Origin of the sequence: Candidatus Mesenet endosymbiont of Agriotes lineatus (assembly GCF_964019585.1) — a bacterium.
GTDB lineage: Bacteria > Pseudomonadota > Alphaproteobacteria > Rickettsiales > Anaplasmataceae > Mesenet.
Window position 1 is genome coordinate 1,238,784 of the sequence record NZ_OZ026454.1, and the last position, 23,584, is coordinate 1,262,367.

18 protein-coding genes, 1 tRNA gene, 1 other RNA gene and 4 pseudogenes are annotated in these 23,584 nt (G+C 32.0%); 7 read left to right on the top strand and 17 right to left on the bottom strand.

Annotation, left to right across the window (positions count from 1 at the left end):
* Positions 1-394: 394 nt before the first annotated feature.
* Positions 395-1,000: a hypothetical protein gene (locus AACL19_RS05700; RefSeq protein ID WP_339045530.1), complete on the bottom strand. Its 606-nt coding sequence runs from the start codon at positions 998-1,000 to the stop codon at positions 395-397.
* Positions 1,001-1,069: 69 nt separating this feature from the next.
* On the bottom strand, positions 1,070-2,830 hold the full coding sequence (gene aspS / locus AACL19_RS05705; protein WP_339045531.1) for an aspartate--tRNA ligase: 1,761 nt from the start codon (positions 2,828-2,830) through the stop codon (positions 1,070-1,072).
* A gap of 66 nt (positions 2,831-2,896) precedes the next feature.
* Between aspS and AACL19_RS05710 the strand changes: the two genes are divergently transcribed.
* Positions 2,897-3,700, top strand: coding sequence for a folate-binding protein (locus tag AACL19_RS05710; RefSeq protein ID WP_339045532.1), 804 nt, complete (start codon positions 2,897-2,899; stop codon positions 3,698-3,700).
* 273 nt (positions 3,701-3,973) lie between these two features.
* Here AACL19_RS05710 and AACL19_RS05715 read toward each other — a convergent pair.
* The 5 genes and pseudogenes from AACL19_RS05715 to fumC all read right to left on the bottom strand — a co-directional run.
* Positions 3,974-4,333: pseudogene (locus AACL19_RS05715) on the bottom strand (IS4 family transposase); the annotation flags it as partial.
* Positions 4,334-4,833: 500 nt separating this feature from the next.
* Positions 4,834-5,106, bottom strand: a complete 273-nt coding sequence (locus AACL19_RS05720) for a hypothetical protein (RefSeq protein WP_339045533.1) — start codon at positions 5,104-5,106, stop codon at positions 4,834-4,836.
* Between the two features lie 173 nt (positions 5,107-5,279).
* Positions 5,280-5,404: pseudogene (locus AACL19_RS05725) on the bottom strand (IS481 family transposase); the annotation flags it as partial.
* A gap of 113 nt (positions 5,405-5,517) precedes the next feature.
* The gene (locus tag AACL19_RS05730; protein ID WP_339045534.1) at positions 5,518-7,074 is read right to left on the bottom strand and encodes an ankyrin repeat domain-containing protein; all 1,557 of its coding nucleotides are present in this window, start codon (positions 7,072-7,074) and stop codon (positions 5,518-5,520) included.
* Positions 7,075-7,279: 205 nt separating this feature from the next.
* Positions 7,280-8,671 carry a class II fumarate hydratase gene (gene fumC / locus AACL19_RS05735; protein WP_339045535.1) on the bottom strand — a complete coding sequence of 464 codons (1,392 nt, stop codon included), beginning with the start codon at positions 8,669-8,671 and terminating at the stop codon, positions 7,280-7,282.
* A gap of 1,073 nt (positions 8,672-9,744) precedes the next feature.
* Here fumC and uvrC point away from each other — a divergent pair.
* Positions 9,745-11,550, top strand: a complete 1,806-nt coding sequence (gene uvrC, locus AACL19_RS05740; protein WP_339045536.1) for an excinuclease ABC subunit UvrC — start codon at positions 9,745-9,747, stop codon at positions 11,548-11,550.
* Positions 11,551-11,556: 6 nt separating this feature from the next.
* Here uvrC and AACL19_RS05745 read toward each other — a convergent pair whose 3' ends face one another.
* From AACL19_RS05745 to AACL19_RS07160, 6 genes and pseudogenes are all read right to left on the bottom strand, one after another.
* Entirely contained in the window at positions 11,557-12,114 is a 558-nt protein-coding gene (locus AACL19_RS05745; RefSeq protein ID WP_339045537.1) for a hypothetical protein, read from the bottom strand.
* A 16-nt stretch (positions 12,115-12,130) separates the two neighbouring features.
* Positions 12,131-12,205, bottom strand: a tRNA-Gln gene (locus tag AACL19_RS05750).
* Between the two features lie 40 nt (positions 12,206-12,245).
* Positions 12,246-12,563 (bottom strand): divalent-cation tolerance protein CutA, encoded by a 318-nt coding sequence (cutA, locus tag AACL19_RS05755; RefSeq protein WP_339045538.1) that lies wholly within the window; start codon positions 12,561-12,563, stop codon positions 12,246-12,248.
* Between the two features lie 189 nt (positions 12,564-12,752).
* Positions 12,753-12,935: a zinc-finger domain-containing protein gene (locus AACL19_RS05760; protein WP_339045539.1), complete on the bottom strand. Its 183-nt coding sequence runs from the start codon at positions 12,933-12,935 to the stop codon at positions 12,753-12,755.
* 740 nt (positions 12,936-13,675) lie between these two features.
* A pseudogene (locus AACL19_RS07155) lies at positions 13,676-13,867 on the bottom strand (transposase); the annotation flags it as partial.
* A 21-nt stretch (positions 13,868-13,888) separates the two neighbouring features.
* Positions 13,889-14,002, bottom strand: a pseudogene (locus tag AACL19_RS07160) (IS200/IS605 family transposase); the annotation flags it as partial.
* Positions 14,003-14,117: 115 nt separating this feature from the next.
* On the opposite strand from AACL19_RS07160, the gene ffs reads away from it, so the two are divergent.
* The 5 genes from ffs (at position 14,118) to AACL19_RS05790 (ending at position 17,712) form a co-directional block, all read left to right on the top strand.
* An RNA gene (gene ffs / locus AACL19_RS05770) (signal recognition particle sRNA small type) lies at positions 14,118-14,209 on the top strand.
* A 9-nt stretch (positions 14,210-14,218) separates the two neighbouring features.
* Positions 14,219-15,703 carry a DNA polymerase III subunit gamma/tau gene (gene dnaX / locus AACL19_RS05775; protein ID WP_339045540.1) on the top strand — a complete coding sequence of 495 codons (1,485 nt, stop codon included), beginning with the start codon at positions 14,219-14,221 and terminating at the stop codon, positions 15,701-15,703.
* Positions 15,693-16,025, top strand: a complete 333-nt coding sequence (locus tag AACL19_RS05780) for a YbaB/EbfC family nucleoid-associated protein (protein ID WP_339045541.1) — start codon at positions 15,693-15,695, stop codon at positions 16,023-16,025. The genes dnaX and AACL19_RS05780 overlap by 11 nt, the downstream gene beginning before the upstream one ends.
* A 118-nt stretch (positions 16,026-16,143) precedes the next feature.
* Positions 16,144-16,578 (top strand): helix-turn-helix transcriptional regulator, encoded by a 435-nt coding sequence (locus AACL19_RS05785; protein WP_339045542.1) that lies wholly within the window; start codon positions 16,144-16,146, stop codon positions 16,576-16,578.
* Positions 16,579-16,719: 141 nt separating this feature from the next.
* Positions 16,720-17,712 carry a P44/Msp2 family outer membrane protein gene (locus AACL19_RS05790; RefSeq protein ID WP_339045543.1) on the top strand — a complete coding sequence of 331 codons (993 nt, stop codon included), beginning with the start codon at positions 16,720-16,722 and terminating at the stop codon, positions 17,710-17,712.
* 297 nt (positions 17,713-18,009) lie between these two features.
* On the opposite strand, the gene AACL19_RS05795 is transcribed toward AACL19_RS05790, so the two are convergent.
* The 4 genes from AACL19_RS05795 to AACL19_RS05810 all read right to left on the bottom strand — a co-directional run bounded on the left by AACL19_RS05795 (position 18,010) and on the right by AACL19_RS05810 (position 23,528).
* Positions 18,010-18,615: a ribonuclease HII gene (locus tag AACL19_RS05795; RefSeq protein ID WP_339045544.1), complete on the bottom strand. Its 606-nt coding sequence runs from the start codon at positions 18,613-18,615 to the stop codon at positions 18,010-18,012.
* Between the two features lie 84 nt (positions 18,616-18,699).
* Positions 18,700-20,856, bottom strand: a complete 2,157-nt coding sequence (locus tag AACL19_RS05800; protein ID WP_339045545.1) for a hypothetical protein — start codon at positions 20,854-20,856, stop codon at positions 18,700-18,702.
* Between the two features lies 1 nt (position 20,857).
* Positions 20,858-22,900 (bottom strand): hypothetical protein, encoded by a 2,043-nt coding sequence (locus tag AACL19_RS05805; protein WP_339045546.1) that lies wholly within the window; start codon positions 22,898-22,900, stop codon positions 20,858-20,860.
* A gap of 133 nt (positions 22,901-23,033) precedes the next feature.
* Positions 23,034-23,528 (bottom strand): RDD family protein, encoded by a 495-nt coding sequence (locus AACL19_RS05810; RefSeq protein WP_339045547.1) that lies wholly within the window; start codon positions 23,526-23,528, stop codon positions 23,034-23,036.
* Positions 23,529-23,584: the final 56 nt, after the last annotated feature.

Consider the following 23,584-nt stretch of genomic DNA (forward strand, 5'->3'; position numbering starts at 1 on the left):
TGTGAAAGTTAAGTTCATTGAATCTTCTAACACTTTAACTTGACTCGTATGGTTTGGGGAATACTCCCAAACAAATATAATTTTCTTCTTATGAGAAATTGAAATTTGAGAGCCTGTGTTAAATTTTATTACTGTTAATTTAGATCAACTATGCAGAGGATTTAAAGCAGGCTCTAATACGAGTTAATACTTGTTTTGCAAACCATTTATGGATATAAAAAGGGATTTATAAAAATAATGTGAGAGTGTAGATTTAATTCAAAATTACAGTAGCTATTTCTACTTATCAAAACTTTATCTGTACTTTTATAGAATATACAATTTAAAATTGATGTGTTTTTTATTTCATTGATATTCTTTTCAATATAGTAGACTGTGGTAGAAGGGTAAAATGTTAAATAACCATTGGTATAGATGGTAGGATATTTTGTATACTGTTATTTGCTAAGTTTAACATAGTACCAACATTATTGCTAAAACTATCTACATATTTATCAGCAGTAGTACAGACATAATCTATATTATCTTTATTTAAAGCGGGTGATTTATTGTACAAAGCCTTTGATGTACTATCTAAAATATAAGAAGCGCTACACATAGTATGTGAAACATCACGTAAAACATATGAAGCACTACGTATAGTATAAGTTACACTATCCATGCCATATTTTAAACCAAGAATACCTTGATCAATTATATTTTGCTCGTAACCTTTCTCACCCCTATCTAAGCAAGAAGATGCGCAAGATGATACACCTGCGGCAAAATCAGCAGCATATGATGTTCCATATGGTACATATGAAGCAAAGTAAGTTGCATATGAAGCAGCAAATGCAAGATATGACATGCCACTCATACTATATTTTAAACTAAGCGCTCCTTTATTAATTACATTATATGTAAAACTTTTTACCTCTTGAGGTTGTTCTTTTACACAGTCGAAAAATTCTTCACAATCTTTTAATATTCCTTCGATAGATGTAGTTCCATTGTGTAACATATACCATTCTTAAAATAAGAATCTAATTATTAATTAAATATTAGTGTCAATAATAATCTTAAATTTTTATTAATTTTTTCTCATTTCCTTTACAGCGATAGACAATTCACGTAAATTCCTCTCTTCTACCTTAGATGGTGCACCCATAAGCAAATCCTCTCCTTTTTGATTCATAGGGAAACAAATGACCTCTCGAATATTGGGTTCATCAGCAAGCAACATAACTATCCTATCAATTCCAGGAGCTATACCACCATGTGGTGGAACGCCAAATTTAAACGCACGCACAAGTGCACTAAATCTACTATCTACATCTTCTTTGCTATAGCCTGCAATAGCAAAAGCTTTATACATTATCTCTAAGCTACTATTGCGAATTGCACCACTTGAAAGCTCAACACCATTACAGACAATATCATACTGATAAGCAATTATATCTAAAAGATCTTTTTCTTCTAAATCTGATAAACCTCCTTGAAGCATAGAAAAAGGATTGTGGAAAAAGTCTATTTTCTTCTCTTTTTCATCATAGGTAAAATATGGGAAATCTATAACCCAGCAAAATTTAAACACATCTTGCTTAACTAGATTAAGCTCCTCACCAAGAAGCTCACGCATGCCCCCAGCAATTTTTGCAGCTTTTTCTTCTTTATCTGAAGCGAAGAAAACGCTATCTCCTGGCTTTACTAAATTCCTAATTTGCTCAAGCCTATCTTCATCAAGGAATTTTGCTATAGGCCCCTTTGCGGAAAAATCTTCTTTGTCAAAAACAATATACCCTAAACCTTGTGCACCAAGTTCTTTGGTAGCATATTCTATTTTACCATCAAAAAAACTGCGTGGATAACTTGCAGTACCTGGAGCTGGAATTGCTCTTACTACCATGCCTGAGTCAATATTTTTCTTAAAAATATTAAAACTTGAATCGCGAAAAACCTCAGTGAAATCGGTGATTAAAAGTGGGTTACGCAAGTCTGGTTTGTCGGAACCGTATCTTAACATTGCCTCTTTATATGTTATGCGCTTGAACTCTTCATCGACTTTCTTATTAGAAAATTTAGAGAATACACTATATAAAACAGGTTCAATAATATTAAATACATCTTCTTGAGAAACAAAAGACATCTCAAGATCAAGTTGATAAAATTCTCCAGGAGAACGATCGCTACGAGCATCTTCATCGCGAAAGCACGGTGCAATCTGAAAATATTTATCAAAACCAGAAACCATTAGGATTTGTTTGAATTGTTGAGGTGCTTGTGGTAATGCATAAAACTTACCAGGATGCAGCCTACTTGGTACTAAGTAGTCACGTGCACCTTCAGGCGATGAAGCTGTAAGTATCGGAGTTTGAATTTCAATAAATCCACTTGCAGTCATAAGCTTCCTAAGCTCTGCAATAACTTGCGATCGCAGGATTATATTTCTGCGAACTTTCTCTCGTCTTAAATCTAAGAATCTATATTTAAAACGAATATCTTCAGGATAGTCTTGTTCTCCAGAAATGTTCATAGGCAATGAATCTGCTTCTGAAAGTATAGTTACGCTTTCAACTACAACTTCAATACTACCTGTATCTAACGAAGTATTGATAGTATCTTCTGTTCTTAGTTTTACTTTGCCTTTGACAGTAATAACACTCTCTAGTTTTAGGTTTTCAATATTTTCAAGTTCATTAAAAAACAGTTGTGTGATGCCATAAAAATCACGCAGATCAACAAAAATAATTCCACCGTGATCACGCTTGCGGTACACCCACCCTGATAAAGTAACAACATTTTCCACATGACTTTCTCTTAGTTCCCCGCAAGTGTGAGTTCTATATTGCACAAATAACCCTAAAACTATAATATATACATATAAAATGGGCGTACATAAAATAAAAATTCTCTAAATATGTCTTACATACCTTTACCGAACCGTGGTGTTATTCTATTACAAGGTCCAGATACTAGAAGCTTCCTTCAAGGTGTTATCACCAATGACATAACAAAACTACAAGACAAAAAGGCTATTTATTCTCTACTGCTTAGCCCACAAGGTAGGTATCTTTATGATTTTTTTCTTGTTCAAAAAGGTAAAAATATTTTACTAGAATGTGAAAAGGCATATTTGTCAGAAATAATTGAAAAGCTGAGTTTGCTTAGAACTTACTTAAAAGTGAAAGTTCGGGATATAAGCGAAAGATACAAAGTAGGTGTAATATTAGGTGGTAATGAAGAAATTGAAAACGTTATTACTTTTGCTGATCCGCGTCATAAACTGCTTGGAGTTAGAACCATATCACCTGTTGAAAGTGAAATAGAAGATATAGAAGTGGGAAATTTTGAAGAATATGAACAAGTTCGTATACAAAATTTAGTTCCGAGTGGTACGCAAGATATGATACAAAATAAGTCATTTCCTCTGCAGTTTATGATAGATAAAATTGGTGGTATTGACTTTAACAAAGGCTGCTATATAGGGCAAGAAGTTGTAGCAAGGATGCATAGGATACCTTTTAAGAAAAAAATATATTCAGTAACTAGCAAGCATAAGCTACTAGCTGCTGGTGCAAAAGTAACAAATGATAAGCAGCAAGAGATAGGTGAGCTACTCTCTAGTATAAATAATATAGGGATAGCACTACTTAATGTAGAAGAAGTAAACAATACAAATGCATTATTTATTAATGATGTAGAAGTAAAAATCAAAAATTAATGGCAAATTTTTAGTGTGTTCCAATCTGTAAGACAGAGAACATGCTGTATCAAACTGAGAAATAGGCCTAAAAATCTATCAAACAATGAGGAAGAAAAGCACAAAATCGTGGGTCATTTAAGCTCCAAAGGATTGAATCTCAAATAATCAACTTAAGCAAGTGATATGGGCTATCAAAATATAATGTCACATATTGAAACGACCATAAAATATCAGAGGTAGAGATATCACTGATAGAGCTTAGGGAGTATTCCCCAAACCATACGCGTCAAGTTAAGAGATTGTGAGCAAATTTAGAGAAATTAAGGTAGATACCCTAGTTTTTCTGTACTTGTCTTTTAATGAAAATTGTGACCAAGTTATGGCAAGCTTTTCAAGAAAGATCTTTAAGCCTTTAATTTTATTATTTAATGCTAAAAACAACTCTCTATTTTTAGTTCAATGAACGCCTTTCAGCTCTTTCAGTTTTGTACAATTCCATGAAATATAAGAATTGCGCACAATTTAGCATATATTGTATCTTTAAGTTCATCACTTATATAATTTAAATAATTTACTCTGTAAATTGTTAATAGCGCTAATTTTATTCTCTGTGACATTAGTTATGAATATCGACCAATTTTTGATTTTTTTTTAGAAGATCATATTACTTTTTATTAGCCCTTCTTCTTTTGATTGTATTCAGTTAATTTTTGATCTCACTTTAATTTTTCCCTTTCTAGAAATTCTAAACAAACTCTATTTTTTGATTTGTTTTTATGTCATACATATTGGTATCGGATTTATAACAGCTAAGCTTCATCCATTTGTTTATTGGTACAATAAGTCAGATATTAGCAAATCATCAGTTGCCTCTATAACCCTGATCTGTTAGCTCATGATTTAGAATGTAATTTTATCCCATTCATAACCACTATACATATCCTTTATACAAATTTTCCATATCATTAGGTAGGCTAATATAGCCTATGCTTTTAAATTGTTTTAAATTGTGAGATGTGTCTAAATAAAGTTGTTGTACATTCTTTTTATATTCAGTAAACCTAAAATTTAAACCTTACAGAATCTTCATTTAATAATTCTATCTATGCTACAACTCCTATGTTACCCAAAATCATTCAATTTCTTTTCTGTTATAGTTGATATTTCATCTGCTTTCTCATTACAAAATTCGTTGAGGATAAATTAGTTATTTTTCTCATTATAATTTTTTGTAATAAATTTAAGAGGCCTGTTTTTTTCTTCTCTCCACCAACTTCCCTTATCTTCACCCCTATGGTTTGGAGAATACTCCCCATATGCATGAGTTTGAGGTGTTTGGTTTTAGAATGTTTTCTATTCTCAAATAAAGTTCTGGCTTGCCACTGTACCACAGAATGCGTAGCCTCATCAAAAAATTCTATCATTAAGAAGGTCTGCAATTATAAAGGCTACCTAAGAATAAGTATCTTAAATATCCTGAGTGTCAATTTCTCCTTCTTTTACTTTTTCTAAGGCTTGTTAACCATCTGATTGCTTCAAAGCCTTTTTTAAAGGTTAATCCACCTTCAGATATTATTATGCCCCTTTTCTCAACTCATTTTTTATACGCTGGAAATTCTATTAACTACATCTCTTTCTATATCCTGAGAAACTCTATTTGCCAACTTTTCTTACTTATCTCATCCCACCATTTTCATATCTCTCCTTGAATCGGTAAAATATATCTCTTCCATATGCTTGTGATCTAGTTGTTTTGCTAAATCCTAATTTTTGTTTGTATTATACTCATTTCTCTTATTTTTTGTTATTTTAAGCCAAACAGTACAAATTTCTCCTCATCTATAGTTAGAGTTTGCATTTAGTATACTCCCTGTTTTTGGTTGAGTTAATACAGTATTAAAGTTATCACTATTTTTGATCAATTTTTCTATCTGGTATTCAAAATCTTCCTTTATTCTTTTTTCTTCGATATAATTACAGATTAAGATATCAATACCGCTCAACATACCAACTGCTGCCATTACAATAAAACCAACACACATATAACGTGCATAATCATCCTGTATTGCTACTACATCGTTTAACAAGATGCTACTTTCTATAATTAATATAAAACTAGTTGTCATCATTAGTGTAGCTAAACAATACGAAGCTGAGTTAGCAATTTCATAATTATTTTTAATTTTTATATATTTACATAAAACATCCAAAATTGGCTTTTTGGCATAATCAAGAGGAGTTTTGTCCTTATTATCTGCAATTGAAAGATTAACATCTTTTCTTGTTAACAAAATACCTAAAATTTTCAATTGACTGTTTACATCTAGTTTACTCTTTACCACATAATGTAGTACTGTTTCGTTATGATCATCACAAATGTTAACGTTTAGCTTAGGTGAGGACAGCAGATACGAAACTATATTTAACGAATCTTGGTTGCTATTTTGGATAAAGTGTTCTACAGCGAAATGTAGTACTGACATCTGACAAAAAGCTTTATCCTTTTCAGGAACAAAATTAATACCTGCTCCATTTTTTATCAATAATTTTATTATTTCTAATTTATTTTTTTCATTACTATTAATGCAACTTACAGCAAGAATTAAAGCTGTATTTCCAAGTCGAGAAACATGATTTACATTAGCACCTTTTGCAATTAGATACTTTATAATATCAACATGACCTTCCATGGCTGCAACGTGCAGTGGCGTTGAGCATTGACAATCTCTTAGATCAACCTCGTATCCTTGATCTTCTACTAAATATTTAACTGCATTAATTTGATTATGTTTTACAGCGAAGTGAAAAAACTTGTTTTTAGTGCTACCATGCTTATATTCAGCTTCAATCAGCATTCGCAATATTTCCTTTTTTCCTTCAGCATAGTTAAATGGTGTTCTGCCATTATTATTTTGGATAAACGGATTTATGTTTTTTATAGTAAGTAAATATCTTACTGCCTCAATGTCACCAATTTCTATTGCTAGATGAAGTAGTGTAATTCTACATTTGTTTTGTGAATTAACATTAATACCCTGTTTTATAAAGAAATCAAAAGCCTCTCTATAAATTAGACCATCAAAGTTTATATCAGGAACTTGACTAATAAGTAAAGGAAGTAAATTAAGTGTACAAAGTAAATTATCTATATTGTTATAATCTTTAAATTCTATATTAAATATCTGGAGAATCTTTTCTACTCTGCTATGTGGACTTTGAACATTATTAAGTAAAACACACTCACGTTCATCTGGTTGCTGATCATCATCAAATTTGGGAAAATCAATACCAGAATCTGACGATTCACTACTAGTTTCTAGTTCATCATCCAATCTACAAACAACTTGCAGTTGGTCAACGATATTACTTTCTTCTGTTTCCTGTACTGGCATGTTCCCCCTAACTAATAGCACATTACATATATTTATTTTTTTATTCTTATATGAGTATAGTTATTTTTGATGAATTTTAGTTTAATTTGGCTGTATCAGTTGGATGATGGAAAAAAACTAATGCTTGATGAAACAATATTATAATAGCTTAAACCTGGAGATTATGAGATTTTTTCCACACTTCTTAACACAACTAAAGCTCAATCTACTTAGGGCTAATCATATTTTCTGGCTTTATTATTTCATCAAATCTTTGCTCGTCAAGCAGTCTAAGCTCTATAGCTGCTTCTTTGAGAGTAATATTCTTATCATAGGCATATTTTGCTATTTTCGCTGCATTATCGTAACCTATGTGAGTATTTAAAGCAGTAACTAACATTAAAGATTGATTTAATAAATCTGATATTCTTTTCCTGTTGGCCTGAATCCCAACTATGCATTTATTACTAAAATTAATACTAGCATCAGCTAAGAGCTGAATTGACTGTAGTACGTTATAGATAATTACTGGTTTAAAAACGTTTAGCTCAAAGTGACCATTGCTACCAGCAATTGTAACGGTTGTATGATTTCCCATTACTTGAGCACATACCATAGTAATTGCTTCACATTGAGTTGGATTTACTTTTCCTGGCATAATTGAGGATCCTGGTTCGTTGGTCGGTAGTATTATTTCTCTAATACCGCACCTTGGTCCTGATGCTAAAAGTCTTATGTCATTTGCAATTTTCATAATACTTACTGCAGCTGTATTTAACGCTCCACTCAGTTCAACTAGTGCATCATTTGCTGCTAATGCTTCAAATTTATTTTTTGCTGTTACAAAAGGTAGATCCGTTATTTCTGCTACTTCCTTTGCAAAATCTAAAGCAAAGTTTTTCTTAGTATTAAGACCCGTACCAACTGCAGTGCCTCCTTGTGCAAGCTCATATATATTTGTTAAAGCAGTTTTTACTCTCTCGATACCCTTTTGAATTTGGGCTGCATAGCCAGAAAATTCTTGCCCCAAAGTGAGTGGCGTTGCATCTTGCAAATGAGTTCGTCCAACTTTAATAATTTGTGCAAACTCCTGTGACTTTAAATCTAATGTTTCATATAACTTTTGCATATTGGGAATAAGCATATCATTTACCTGCTTAGCTGCAGCTATATGCATTGCTGTTGGAAAGGTATCGTTTGAAGATTGCCCATAGTTAACATGATCATTTGGGTGCACTGGAGACTTACTTCCAATTATTCCACCCATTATCTCTATTGCACGATTAGCTATGACTTCATTGATATTCATATTAGTCTGAGTACCAGAACCAGTCTGCCAAATAACAAGAGGAAACTCTTCATCGAATTTACCATCTATTATTTCTTGCACTGCTTGACAAATTGCTCTGCCGATACCACTTGCAATATCTCCATATCTTATATTAACACGCGCTACAGCTAACTTCACTATTGCTAAAGCTTTAATCAAAGAAATCGGTATTTTTTCTGAGCCAATCTTGAAATTTTCCAAAGAACGCTGGGTTTGCGCTCCCCAGTAATGATTACTTGAAACAGCTATTTCTCCCAAACTATCAGATTCTATCCTAGTATCACTCATACTACTATTTTAATATTTCAATTTATAACCTACTAAACTTTAGAGTTTAAGTCTAATATTTTAAAATATTTAAATTATAAAAATGCTTACTTTAACTATATTCTCTTACCTGGCACATCTATCATCTCAATATCACTTAAAGATGATTATGGTGAAGGTATATTTGACTTCTGACCCCGTAATTACTGCAAGCATTTTCTATACACCACCCATTTGTTGCACTAATAGCTGCACTTGGTTCTTTATATCAGCATTTTCTGTTTCTAGTTTTTGCATTTTCTTATCTTTTTCCTTTAGTGATTGTATTTGCTTCACTAGATCTTCATCTCTCTCCTCCAATTACTTATTTTTGTTTAGGGTTTCATCTAATACATCTTGCGTATTCTTTAATTCATTATTATGATCATCTAAAGTGTCGTTCCTACAATTGGTCACAGTAGCTTCTAATCCTTTTGCCATCTTCCCTATACTATTAGAGCATGGTGAGATGTAGTATCTACAGGTTTTGCTGCCTCAACCATGTATCATCAGCATATCTATCAAATCTAAAGCATAATCAGACCTTTAAATCTCAATGCAACAAGCAGCTTACTTAAATCCCCCTTTGCACCGTTTGAACTTTGTCTACTAGTTTATATATTTTTTCTTGCACCGGCATCATGTTCTGATGATTGTTGAATCTATCATTTGTATCTTCATCAACGTGTTAAAAATTATTTACCCCACTTGCCCATCTCATGAAACGTTTATTTTCCATATTCAGCTGGTCCATGATGCCCCCGTTCTGCCTATCCATATTACTGCAATTTCCTGTTATCTTTCGCACTCATCTCCTTCTTTGCTAGGCAAACTGTCTTTTTTTCTTTCTTCACCTTTCATATCATATAGACCCTCAACTTGCAAAAAAATGCATTATCACTTTGTATGTCCTCGCTGCCTAAATCCCACTAAACACAGCTGTACACAATTAAAAGCTGATTCAGATCTAAAACACAACAATACGAACTACAACTTCTTGTTGGCAAGGCTGCTGCTATCATCTACTTTGAGAGATACTGTATTAAAACAATGTCATGTTAAGCATAGGAATTGAAATAGTAAGGCAACAGGCAAAAATATCTCCTCAAAAATGTGGGATATATAAGATGCTGGATGTTAATGGCAATTTTCTTTATATTGGCAAAGCAAAGAATCTAAATGCGAGGCTTTCTGATTATTTAAGAACTAATACATTAGCTCAGCGCATTAAAGCCATGATTACTCAAGTTGCAAAGATTGAAGTTATAGTCACTCAAAATGAAGCTGAAGCTTTATTACTTGAAGCACAGTTGATAAAAGCGTTAAAACCGCATTATAATATAATGCTAAAAGATGATAAATCTTATCCATATATTGCCATCTCTCAGCATGAATACCCAAGAATTAGTAAGTATAGAGGACATTTAAAAGATGGATATTACTATTACGGTCCTTTTCCTTCTGTATCTGCTGTAAATAATGCAATTATTTCTATTTGTAAGACTTTCTTATTACGTACATGTTCAGATAGAAATTTTTCTTCAAGAGCTAGGCCATGTATTGAATATCAAATAAAACGTTGCTCTGCCCCTTGTGTGCAGAAGATATCGCAGACGAACTATATAAATTCAGTTAAACAGGCACAGAAAACGTTATCAGGTAGAAGCAAGGAAGTGCAAATGCAGCTACTTACTGCGATGAAGCAGCACAGTAAAAATATGAATTATGAGTTAGCTGCGATGCTAAGGGACAGGTTAAGATCACTGCAGGCAATTCAGATGAAAACAATTGATTTTTGTTTTCCTGAAGATGCGGATTTTATCGGTATTGCTGAAAAACCAGATAGTTTTTGTGTTCAAGTTTTGTCATTTAGAAATGGATATCATTATAGTAGCACTCCTTATTTCCTTCATAAATATAATAATGTAACTAGCAATGAAATTTTAACTACTTTTATCATGCAGTTTTACAAAGCTAATATTCCAAATAAAATTTTTACTCATTTAGACGTGAGCGAGCTTAATGTGGTTAGCCAGGCGCTCAGCAAAATTGCTGGGCACCAAGTGGAAGTATTGTGTGCAAAAAGTGATGCAGAACTTGAGCTACTTGAGTTTGCAAATAACAATGCTAAGCAAACCCTTGTAAGTAAGTCTTTAACATCTACAGAAATTTTGGAAAAATTAAAAGGTGTAGCTAGGGTGTTCTCTTTATCTTATATTCCAGAGCGTATTGAGGTCTATGACAATAGTCATATATCTGGTAATCAGCAAGTAGGAGTAATGATTGTTGCAGGAAGGGATGGTTTTTTGAGGAATGAGTATAGAAAGTTTTCTATTAATACAAGTAAAAAAAGTGACGATTATGCAATGATTGAGGAAGTGCTTAAAAGAAGGTTCTCTGGCAAAATAAAAGATGTTGTACCAGACCTTTTGCTTATTGATGGTGGACCAGGCCATCTTTCGATCGTAAGTAATATATTAAAAAAATTACAGCTAAACATTCCTTTTTTTTGTATGGCTAAGGGACCTAACCGCAATGCGGGATGTGAAAACTTTTATATGTTAAATAAAGGAACTTTTACTTTAAAGAAAGATGATAAGATTATGCTTTATTTGCAACTTTTACGTAATGAAGCCCATCGTTTCGCTATAACAGCACATCGAAAAAAGCGTGACAAGCTTTTTATGTTATCACAACTAAATGAAGTTCCAGGTATTGGTAGAAGTAGAAAAAAAGCATTGCTTTCTTACTTTGGTTCTATGCAAGCAATAAAAAATGCCTCGCTGCTTGACATTAAAAACGTTCCTGGAATTAATGAAAAATTAGCTCAAATAATCTTTGATTATCTATCAAATAATTAGCTAAAATTATTCTGTATTTTTTCTAAGATCTGTATGCTCTGGTTTGCGTTTAGCAATAAATATATCATATAGCCTTTTATCTATAGTCTTTTCAATATCATGCATTAGTATATTTTTTATTGCATTCACTTTGTCTTGATAGTTATTTTGAGTTCCTTTTTCAGTTTGAGTTCCTTTTTCAGATTGATTCTCCTTTAAAGTACTTTCTCTTTTCTTTCTGATGACGGCTATTATCCTAATGATTAATCTTCTAAAAAAATACTTCCACTTTACGCTAGTAAGTGTTTTATAAATAAAATAAGGAAGTATCAAAGACACTATTAGCCTTATTACTAAACCATAACTGAGATTGTCCCAATTATAGTAACACAATTTCATATACTTATATAAGTAATAAAGTATATATTTAGCTGAACCTAACGGTATATTGGGGTCACCGCTAAGAAATAATAATATAACTCCACAAGCATAAGCATAAATGCTCAATAAAAATACCCTTACAATTAGATTTTTTACATTGGCTAATACATAACTTAAAATTCTAAGTCGATAAAAAAATAACATTAAATTCCCTACTTAATGGCTGGGGTGGGAGGATTCGAACCTCCGCATGACGGTATCAAAAACCGTTGCCTTACCACTTGGCTACACCCCAATTATAGGAAAAAAGAGTTAATATACTAATAATGCAAATGTTAATTTATGCACCCGCAAATCCATGTATAGAAATCATTATCAACTTTATCTGTAGGTATTGCAATGATCCCAGGAATTTCATAAGGATGAATGCTTTTAATTTTTGCAATCACATCATGAGCTAAAGTACTTAAACTCTTCACTATTACTATAACCTCACTTTCACTACGGACCTCCCCTTGCCATAGGTACATTGATGTAACGTTGCAAAAAATATTTGCACATGCAATTAATTTTTCTTTAAGTAACTCTTCAATAATTTTCTTTGCACCTTCATAATTGTCGATAGTTATATAAATTAATGTTAGGGTATCCATTAAATTATGATAAAATATAGTTTAATTTTATTAAATTTAATTACTCTCATCAAGTAAAATCGCATCACATTTGTAAGATTTATGGAATTAGTTTTTTTAATGTGAACTATTGAATAATATTTAAGTGTTACATCTACGGTGTTTTCACATACATCTTCCTGAGATTATAATCCGTTAAAGATAGGTTTTTTAATTTAAAACACCATCTTCTGCATAGCTATAAATAAAAACTTTGCTACAATAAGGGCAAGCTATGCTGTCTTCATTTCCCATATCTAAATAAATAAGAGGATGGCCTAAGCCTTCATCTATTCCTATTTCATTAGTACCATTACAACAGATTTTCTTATGTTTTACCTTTAGTTGATACATATTGTTCTAAGTATAAATGCACTTTTACTACTATAGCATATTAAGACATAACTTATAGGAGTTTTCTATAGCTTTACAAAGTCTTATTTTATATGGTCCAAAAAAATGCAAGCATTTAAGATTATTTATCTAGGCTCTGTGAACAGCCATGAAATTCAAAAATCCCGTAAAAACCATTTATCGAATCTGCAAAAAATCCTGCTGAAATTTTTTATTTTTCTGAATTACTTATACAATCATTGCACTTTCCTGTTGGAGGAATTTGCATTTCTTGTTTTTAAGACTGGCAACAAAATATCACATACAGTGGAAACCATTTTTAATCAGATTTCGTTCCTTTGTCCTGACGTTAGGGTAAATTTTAGAGGCTTGATCTTCAGTTACATCCAAGCGTGAGATCGGACTATTGTCCTGCTTTTTAAGAATGCAAAAATTTGTTCCTATTTTGTCTCTTGTATGTATTAGGTCCATATTAATTCACGTTTTATATTTTATCTTATATAGCTGTTTACAGAGCATAGTAATGGTATAAAATAATAAAAGCTTCTTGAGAAGAAAATACACAGGTGAAGTACTGTAAATATAATATTTTTGTTCAGCACTAGTTTCAGTCAAAATATATGAAATACAAAGTATAAATTTAATTGTTTATAGAAGATAGATATATTAAAAATTGTATATCTAAAATACTATAATAATTATTAAATAAAATAACAATTCAACCACTATGAACTACAAGTTCATAAATTGAGAAAAAGCATGAATGTTAACTTTTGACTTACCAATTCTCTCTTAGAATGGTGCTTAATATAGTTCTTTATCACTTACGTTCCCAGTTGTCCTTACAAAATAGCCAACTGCCCACAAGTCCAATATCTCTTTTTCAACTCGGGAAAATTTTGCTGTATCTTTCTGAAACTTTTTCCTCTGATAATTTCTGCATACTCCTTTTCTTTAGTTTTCTGCCCTATATCTCCAGCTAGCACTGGATAGTGATATTTTGTTATCCACACTATGTGACATGTACTATCATATACCGAGTGACTACTTTTTCTATAATATTCCACATCTCCCTAAATTTTTTACTTAAAAATTATATTCTTGAAAGTTCAAATCCATCCTTATTCTCCCAAATTTGGGAGAATAAATAATTGAAAAGTAAAAGAAACATTACATTATAATGATTAGGCATGTAGGCAAGACTACTATAAATTGGTCAGGTTAGAAATGAAGCAGCCATATTAGAACTGTTTTGGGTTACATGCCCACATTATACTTTTGTTATGAACATAGCAGCTAAATATAGACCAAATACATTTGAGGAATTAGTAGGACAAGATGTATTAGTGCATGTTTTACGTAATTCATTTATCTTGAACAAAATTCCTCAATCTATACTCCTTGCCGGAGGTAGCGGTATTGGTAAAACAACAACTGCAAGAATTATAGCTTTGTGTTTGAATTGTTCATCAGGGCCAACACCTTACCCTTGTAAAGTTTGCAACAATTGTACAGCTATAAAAAATTCAAGACATCCTGACGTTTTAGAAATAGATGCGGCAAGCCGTACAAGTGTTGAAGATATTAAAGCCATACTTGAGAGCACACACTACCTCCCAGTCAGTGCTAAGTTTAAAGTGTATATCATAGATGAAGTCCACATGCTTTCAAACAGTGCATTTAATGCTTTGCTTAAAACATTAGAGGAGCCCTTGCCTAATGTTAAGTTTATTCTTGCAACAACAGAGGCAAGAAAAATCCCAAGTACTGTTATTTCTCGTTGTCAATGTTTTAATTTAGAAAAAGTTCAAGCAAATGACATGATGGCACATCTAAGTAATATAGCTAAGGAAGAAACTCTCTCTTTTGAGATAGATGCTCTGAAACTGATAACACGTAACTCTGAAGGTTCTGTGCGTAATGCTTTATTTTTGCTTAACCAAGTTACACTGTACAGTGGTAAAGAAAATATTTCTATTCCAGCGGTTGAAGGTATGCTGTGTTTAACAGATAGAAAAACATTGTTTGACCTTGTAGAATCGCTGCTGGATGGTAATACTGCTGAAACATTAATTACTTTTAAAAGGGCGTGTAAAAATGCTAATACCATTTCTATTTTAGAAGAATTATTACAAATCATTCACTTGCTATGTTGTTTTTGGATAACTGGACTAAAAGACGAAACTGTAACAGAGTATGAAATGGTCAGAATAACAAAATTAGATAAAAAAAAATCATTAAGTTTCATTCTTAGGCTTTGGCAAGCTCTTTTTAAGGGCATCCAGAATATAAAGATGTTTTCTTGTAGTGATTTGTTTGCTGAAATGATTTTAATTAACTTATGTTATTTGGCAGATTTACCATCACCAACACAGGTCATAAATAGTATATTTACAAATAAAAGCGGCTATCAGGATTCACAGATATTATATAATAGAGAGAGAGAAGAAGATTATGACTTTAATAAAATTTTAACATTATTAGATCAAAATAAAGAAGTTTTTCTTTACAATCAATTATGTAATAGTATAGAATTAATTAGTTGTAGTACAGGTTATCTTAAGTTAAAAGCCAAAGTTTTATTATATAAAAATTTTGCTACTACATTAAAGCAATGTTTAAATTCTCTGACTCAAATAGAATGGTGTATAACAATTGATGGTTGTGTAGAAGTTTTTGAAAACATACCAGCTGTTAAAAAAGTTTTAGACATTTTTAAAAGCGCAAAGATAAAAGATATAAAAAAAAGGAGTGATTGTGGATATTAACAAAATAAAAAAACAGGCTGAATCTATACAAAAGAAAGTTATGGAAGCACAGGCAGATCATACAGCTAAAGAATTTAAAGGTGTCTCTGCTGGTGGTAAAGTTTCTGTAGTTGTTATTACAGAAGGGATTGGTAATTTAAAGGCTAAGGAGGTTAATCTAGATGCCGAATTACTGAAGTGTGAAGATAAAGATATTATAGGAGATTTAATAGTAGCGGCATTTAACGATGCGCTTAAGGTAGCAGAAGAAGATAAAAAAAATTTATTTTCAAACCTTGCTAGTATGATGGGTCTACCACCTGGGTTTAAACTACCATTTTAGCAAAGTAAAAAATCTACTTCTTCTTTTATTATTTTATACTATAATTAGCAAGAAGTTGTTTTAGTTGTTTGTGGAACTTAAATTTAATTAGGTTTCAAGTAGAGGGGTTGTTAATTCCATGTCTAATTCCAAGGATAGGAAAATAAGAAATAAAGAAGTTGATAATTATATTGGTAGGAAAATTAAAGAATCTAGACTGATAAAAAAAATGACTCAAAGTGATCTAGGACAGGAAATAAGTCTTACCTTTCAACAAGTACAAAAATATGAGAAAGGAATAAATTGTATTTCAGCTAGCAGGCTATATTACTTAGCAAAAGTGCTAGAAGTAGAGATAAATGACTTTTTTCCTGGAGATGCTTTTCAGAAGGAACAAGCTGACCAATCAAGTACCCTCCATGAACAAGGCAATTTTGAGTACAACAAATATCCTGAAAGTAAAGAAATTTTGGTGCTAGTTAGAGAATATGCTAATGTTAGAAGCAAAAAAGTTCGCAATGCTATATATTCTCTGGTTAAATCTCTATCTGCATTAGCAAATGAAAGTAAGTGAGTTATTTACTAGGTAGTGTTAAAAAAAGTATAATTTTTTATTAACTAACAAATATACATGCGTAACTTTTACTAGACTTTAGTTGATTTTTAATTATTCTATACTTTTATTTAGAGTTAAAATTTTATAAGGGTTAATATTATGGATATCTATCGTAAAAAAATAATTTTAGGGACTGCGTTGGTAACGCTGTTAACTTTCTCTCCTAGTTACTCTTTTGCTAGAGTTGCAGGTGACTCCCCAACTGGTCCAGTTGATGGGGATATCGGCAATATTTACATTGCTGGTCATTATCATGGTGAATTCTTCAACAAAATAGGTGGCCTAAAAGGAAAGGAAGATGCACAAGGGGTTGCAACAGGAGCAATTCTTGGGTGGGATGCTGAAAGCAAAGCAGCAGGAAAATACAAACCTAAATATAAAAACCCAGTCTTTGCTGGTGGTGCTTCTATAGGTGTGGCTCTTATGGAAGGAATTAGAATTGAATTCGAAGGTTTGTATTCACAAATAAATGTTGATGATAAAGATTTTGAGTCAGAAGAAAAAGCACAATATGTTGAGTTGCAACGTGCAGGAACTGCTTCTGGAAATACTGCACAAAATTCAAACTGGGCAAGTATAGATGTAACAGTAAGAACTTCAGTAAATACCGGATTAGGGCAGAACGACGTTATAATAGCAAATCCACGCTTTGCCGCGTTTAAAATGAAGAATGAGGGCTTTAATAACATTGCGGGAATGATTAATGCTTACGGTGATTTTAGAATCAGTGAAGAGTTTGAAGCTGACTTATATGCTGGCGTTGGTGCTGGTTTAACTAAGATTAAATTCCTAGATACAAGTAGGTTTGCTCCTGCTTATCAAATTAAAGGAGGCATTAGCTGTGCTCTACCAAATTCACCAGCGAAAGTTTTTGTTGGCTATCGTTATTTTGGCGTTTTTGGTGATAAATTCAAAGAAGTTAAGTCAACAACAGGTGGCGAAATAACTGCTGCTGTTGCTGGTGAAGATGGTGGTCCTAATGCTGCTGGTGGTGGTCGGAATGAACCTATACGTATTAAGTCAACTACTGCAACCATTGAAAGCAGTTTTGCTGTGCATGGTATCGAAGCAGGCATAATGTATAATTTCTAATTTAAAGTTTACACGGGGTTTTCCCCCGTGTGAGTTTTTCATCACTAATAGGAATTATCAACAATTGTACCAGTTTATATTTTAGGTTTTCTGATTATATTCTAGCAATGGTTTTAGATCTGGAGAAGTTAGTATAATAATACTATTAGTTACTTAATTCTCATCATTTAAAAATTCTTAATTATAGGATAAGCCATTTAACTAAAGCAAAGAAAATAGTAAATTTTATTAGTGTGGCAATCATCTATTCCCCAATTTAAATATTGAGTACATATTATATATTTTAAAAACAATAGATCAAAATTTTACCACTAATAAACTTACAGGAGCAAAATTTTTACGATGATGGTCACTTATTCCGTACCTATTTAAAGCTTGGATATGTTCTTTAGTGCCATATCCTTTATTTTTATACCAGTTATATTCAGGTGCATCATTATGCAGCTGCATCATAAATCTATCACGAATTACTTTAGCAATAATAGAGGCTGCAGCGATTGATACACTTAAATTATCACCATTCACTACACACTTTACATTCCATGGTACATCAGGTGGCTGGTTGCCATCTACCAATACATAATCTAGTGCCATATTTAAATTGATTAATGCTCTTTTCATGGATAGTTTTGTTGCTCCTAAAATATTATATTGATTAATTTCATTAATATCTGCTGTTCCTATGCCATATTTTATATTTATATCTGATGTTATTTCTTTGTATAATTCTTCTCTTTTTTGTGGAGTGAGCTTTTTGGAATCATTAATTTCAGTTGTAATATTCGTTCTACTAAAAAAAACTACTGCTGCTGAGATTACAGGACCGGCAAGTGCTCCTCTACCAACCTCATCTACACCGGCAACAATTCCATCTAATTCATTTTCTAATGAGAAATCAGGCATATCAAAAATAAACTAAGCCAGCTAAGTATACTTGATGCATGCATAGTTGCACGCTACTTAGCTGGCTTTAAAACCTAAGGTTTATTAAATAAACGTATGGTCACCATGGTGGTGATTTCCAAGGACGTGGTTATCAAGCCCATGGGTTAAATAAGTATTATAATCGCTACTGTGTACAGTAATATCATGACCTTGTATTTCCAGATGGCTTAAAATATCTGAATCTGATCTTAATAACCCATAACTTAAGTCATCTATTTCATGAATATTGCCGATCACTTTACCATTAGCTTTATTCAAAACAACTAGTTCAAGATGATCTTTTCCTTGATGATCTTTAAGATGCATCAGCTGCAACGATATCTTGCCTTCATCTCTAGATAGTTCAATACCATTTTTATTTTTGATAATGAACTTATTGCCTTTGAAATAATATTGTTCTTGTGATAAGTCACCAATTTTATAGTTATTTTTGTCCAATGCATGCCAAAATTTCAGTACATATTGCTTTTCCTCTGATGATGCCTGATCATATAAAGATTTAATATCTTCATATTTAATTTTTATCTCTGCTTTATATATTTTTTGCCCATTAGGAAGAGTTACTTCTTCACCTTTACCAACACTGAGGATAGTATCTTTTAAAACAATATCTTCATGTTTTGCATGATGCTTATCTACCTTATGTGATGCTTGTGGCTGATCACCTTGCATTTGTTCGTTGTAATAAGCATATTTTTGACCAACTTTATCCAAATTTGAGATCAATTTATTATGCAATCCATCATCAGAGATATACTGAAGTTTAGCATCTAAATATTTAGCAGGAGACTTAAACTTATCTTGATCTAGGTGATAAAAGCCACTTTTAGAAGGGTCATTTTTATCTAGTACATAAAATAAGTTATTGTATGGTACGTGATCTATACCATCTTTAACCATATATTTGCCTTTGTGGGAACTGTCTTGAAGTTCAGTTATATGCAATTTATTTGTATCCAGCTTTACACCTTTATCATCCTCATCTCTAATACCTAAGGCCTTTTGACTCTTCTTAGTCATTTTTAAAATTGCAAATGAACGTTCATCATCATCAGGATTAGCTTTTTCTCTTACCCTATATATAACAATATCACCTTTATCTATGGTATTTTTAAATTCTACATTTTTTTTGCTGAATTCTTTTTCTACCTGCTTTTGTTCTTCTACTGCTCTATCTTCCTTTTCAGCAATGTTATTAGACACTTGTGTAAATATGTTTTTTTGTTCAATATCGTTACCATTATGACTTAGCAAAGTATTTTTGACATCCTCTAAAAACTTATCGCTATCAAGGCCACTAGGATATTTATTTTGCTCTTTATAATCTTTACTATAAGAATCAGGATTACGAATTACAGCTGAATAATGAAAACCATGATCTACAATTTCAGAACCATCAGGTGATACCTCCACTGAAAGGACACGATTGTCAACTGGAAGATTACCAACGAGTACACTACCGCCACTATCCCTAACATATAGTTCGTTTCTATTATTATGTCCATTACCAATATAAAAAGTTTTAGGGTCTAAATCAAGGTAACCATCAACATTATTAAATTCAACATCTTGCCCCAATGCTTCACGTAAAAAGTTTTTACTTTCTTCTGTAAGCTTTATGCGTACAGAAAAATAATACTCATCTATAGGTTCACCTCTTTCTATTATAAAATTCAGAACAATAGGTTTTTGTGCTTCAGGTTGGATCGCATTGTTATCAACAGGGTTTTGTTTAGAAGAGTAATCGTCTCTATCAGCTGTTCTTTTCTCTCTTGCTCCACTGCTTTTCGCATAAGCTGCTGGCTGATCACCTTGCATTTGTTCATCATTAGACTGTGATTTTTGATTTTCTGGAGTATATATTTTCTGATAGTCTGTATACCCTCTATCAGTACCACCTATGTCTCCTTTTCCTTGATCAAAAGTTATTACTTTAGTCCATTTTCCTAACTCTTTATCAAATTTATCTTCTGTATTAACTTGAGGTGCAACAGACGCTAAGAAATCAGTGTAACTGTAGTTATAGTCAACAGAGAAGAATATCTTATCTTTGTAATTGTGGAAGTTATTAGATAACATACCAATTTCCTGACCATGTTCATCGAATAATTTTACTTTTGTAGAGTATGATATATTAATGTTTAACTGCCGTGCTTCATCACTAGTATACCGTGGCAAATCATTTGGATCATATTTCATTTCAAATATTCAGCCCTATATTTACATGCTTGTGTGAATAATCCTCTTTTGCATACTTATGTGCAAATACTGGATCAATATATCTGTGTTCATCCGTAATGTCACTTGGCATACCATTAGGCCATTCATTACCATCTTTAGTTACAGGCACTAACTTCTTCACACCATCTTTCTCTATTAGTTTTAAGTGAGTAATTTCTTTCGGTAGTTGATAACGCATATCCTTGCCATGATCATGAATAAAGAAATCACCTTCTGTGTTAATATAAAAACCCTTATTTTGAAATGTATACATAAAATTATCTTGCTCTATTTTTGCTTCATATACATCATCTTCCATTCTTTCAGTCCCTTTGTTATCTAGTAATTCTCCTCTTTTTACCACAGTATGTACTTTAGCAGTTTCTGATTCTGAGTGATCTAAAAATCCAGTGCCTTTAAGCAATAATGAATCATCTACCTTGCTGATATGATTAATGCTTGGTTCAAGAAGCTCATCTCTATGTAAATGTGGTTTGTCATAATATTCATCTTTACTAACGCTTCTTCCATCTATAAGAGAAGCTGTAAATTCACCACTCTCTTTTGTTACAGCAATGTAAGCCCCACCTTCATATTTTGTGTGTAGACCCATTAAATCATCTGCAAAAATAAATGTCTCCTTATCGCTTCCTTCTACGCTTTGGAAATAACCACAATCAGTAAGTAATTCCCCTATTTTATTATCACCATCATATATTGATATTCCATTTCCTAGCTTTGCTGAACTTGCACCATCTGACCTCACAGAATATATTTTGCCATATTCAAAGTCTATAGATGATCCATTAGTACTTCTTACCTGGTTTGGATCAAAATATGTTAGTTCTTTTATTATATCCTTTCCAGCTTCTTCACCTCGTTTATTTATTATTATTCCTACTCGATATTGATACTCTTGACTATTTTTATATTCATTACCATGTTCATCACAGTAAATTAATTTCATTTTACCATGATAATCTACTAGTTTCATAAAGCGATATTGTTGTTCTGATATATCAATATGATCTCCTGTAGCTTCATTTTCAACACGTAAATAAGAACCCGTACGATAATGCGATGTAGTAGAAAACTCCCCAACGTTTTCACCATTCATTTTTTCTATATTAGCTTTGTAGTAAGATACGTCTTTTATTTCTCCATCCACTATTTCTTTTTTAGTTGCAATGAATTCTCCTTTTGTTACTTGCAGAGCATTCATTTCTTTCATTGCAGTTTCAGTATTATGCTGAGATAGCCAATCTGTGAAATCTTCCTGGTTATAATGTGAACGTATTAATTGTTCTGCACCATTACTATCACCTTTTTTTATTGCTTCTAAGTACTCTTTCAATATACCTCGATCTTTCATATACATTGTAAAAGCATGACCCATTTTATATACCAAGCTGTTATCTGTAGCGTTTTCTGAATATCCTAATTCTAAGATGCTATCTATATCAAGACCTCTTTTACCTATCGCTCTTTCTGCCTCATCAATGCTAAACCCTTCTTGAGTATTGAAGTTTTGATCTGAGCTATGCTCAATGTAATCAGCAACACCTTCCATTAGTACAGTAGGAAGTGATTTACCTTCCGTAGCAACATAAGTTAATCCATGAGCAAATTCATGTTTTAAGTTATGGATACCACCAGCTTGATAAACATACATTTCAGCAAAGGTACCTTGTTCTCCCCTATAATAAGTTTTACCACCTTCATCTCCAAGACCTAAACCAAATCTACTACCAAGATGGCTATAATCATCTTTATCATCAAAGATATAAATTTTAAGAACTTTCTCTGAACCACTTTGCTCTAAATTAGATAAACTTTGAAAACCTGTAACTGTTTCTTTTACATCAGATTCGATCTGAGCAATTTTGTTTGGCTTTAAGTTGTGATAATAAATCTCTACTTTAATGTTTAAATCAGGAAAATTCACCACGTGTGGCAAGCCAAATCCTTTATTATTATTGTTGAAATATTTTTCAATTGCACCATTATACTGTTTTGTACTCATATTAATTTCCCCTTTTAGTTGATAATTGTACTTATAATACAATAATAAATCGATTTTACTAAAAAGTTATTAATTTAGAAATATTTTTATTATTATATTAAGAATGAGATACAAACTTTTAGTATAATATGCTTTATATCTTTGTTTTAACTACCACTATAGTTTTAAACAAAATATCATGTACAGTTTGTTTGTTACTAGAAAAGACAGCTGCCAGATACCAAGCCGTATTTAGCATTAAAATCATAACTTCTAGTATCGATAAAAAATGCAAAATTGTATGACTTTCTACAATGTTACTTAGTTTATATAATATCATCACTATAAGTGGCAGAAAACATTGAGATAAACTTCTATCTAATGCAAGCTCTACCTTAATCTTAGTCTTATCAAGATTTGCAACGTAAATATTCATTATCTGCTGTCCAACAGTTGCCTGGTTCGCAGATGAGATAAAATAAGTATAATACAGACAATTCAGTGACATATGTATTACGTTAAAAATAACGGGAAATTTTTCAAACACTATAAGGAGAATACAACTAGGAAACAAAAGAATAGCTGTATCGATCAAATATGCAGCAAAACGCCTTTGTATTGTTGCAACCTCTACATTTAAATCATTCATTACATATTTCTAGCGCAATAAGCCATTAAGTTTAGCAAATTTTAGAAAAATAATAA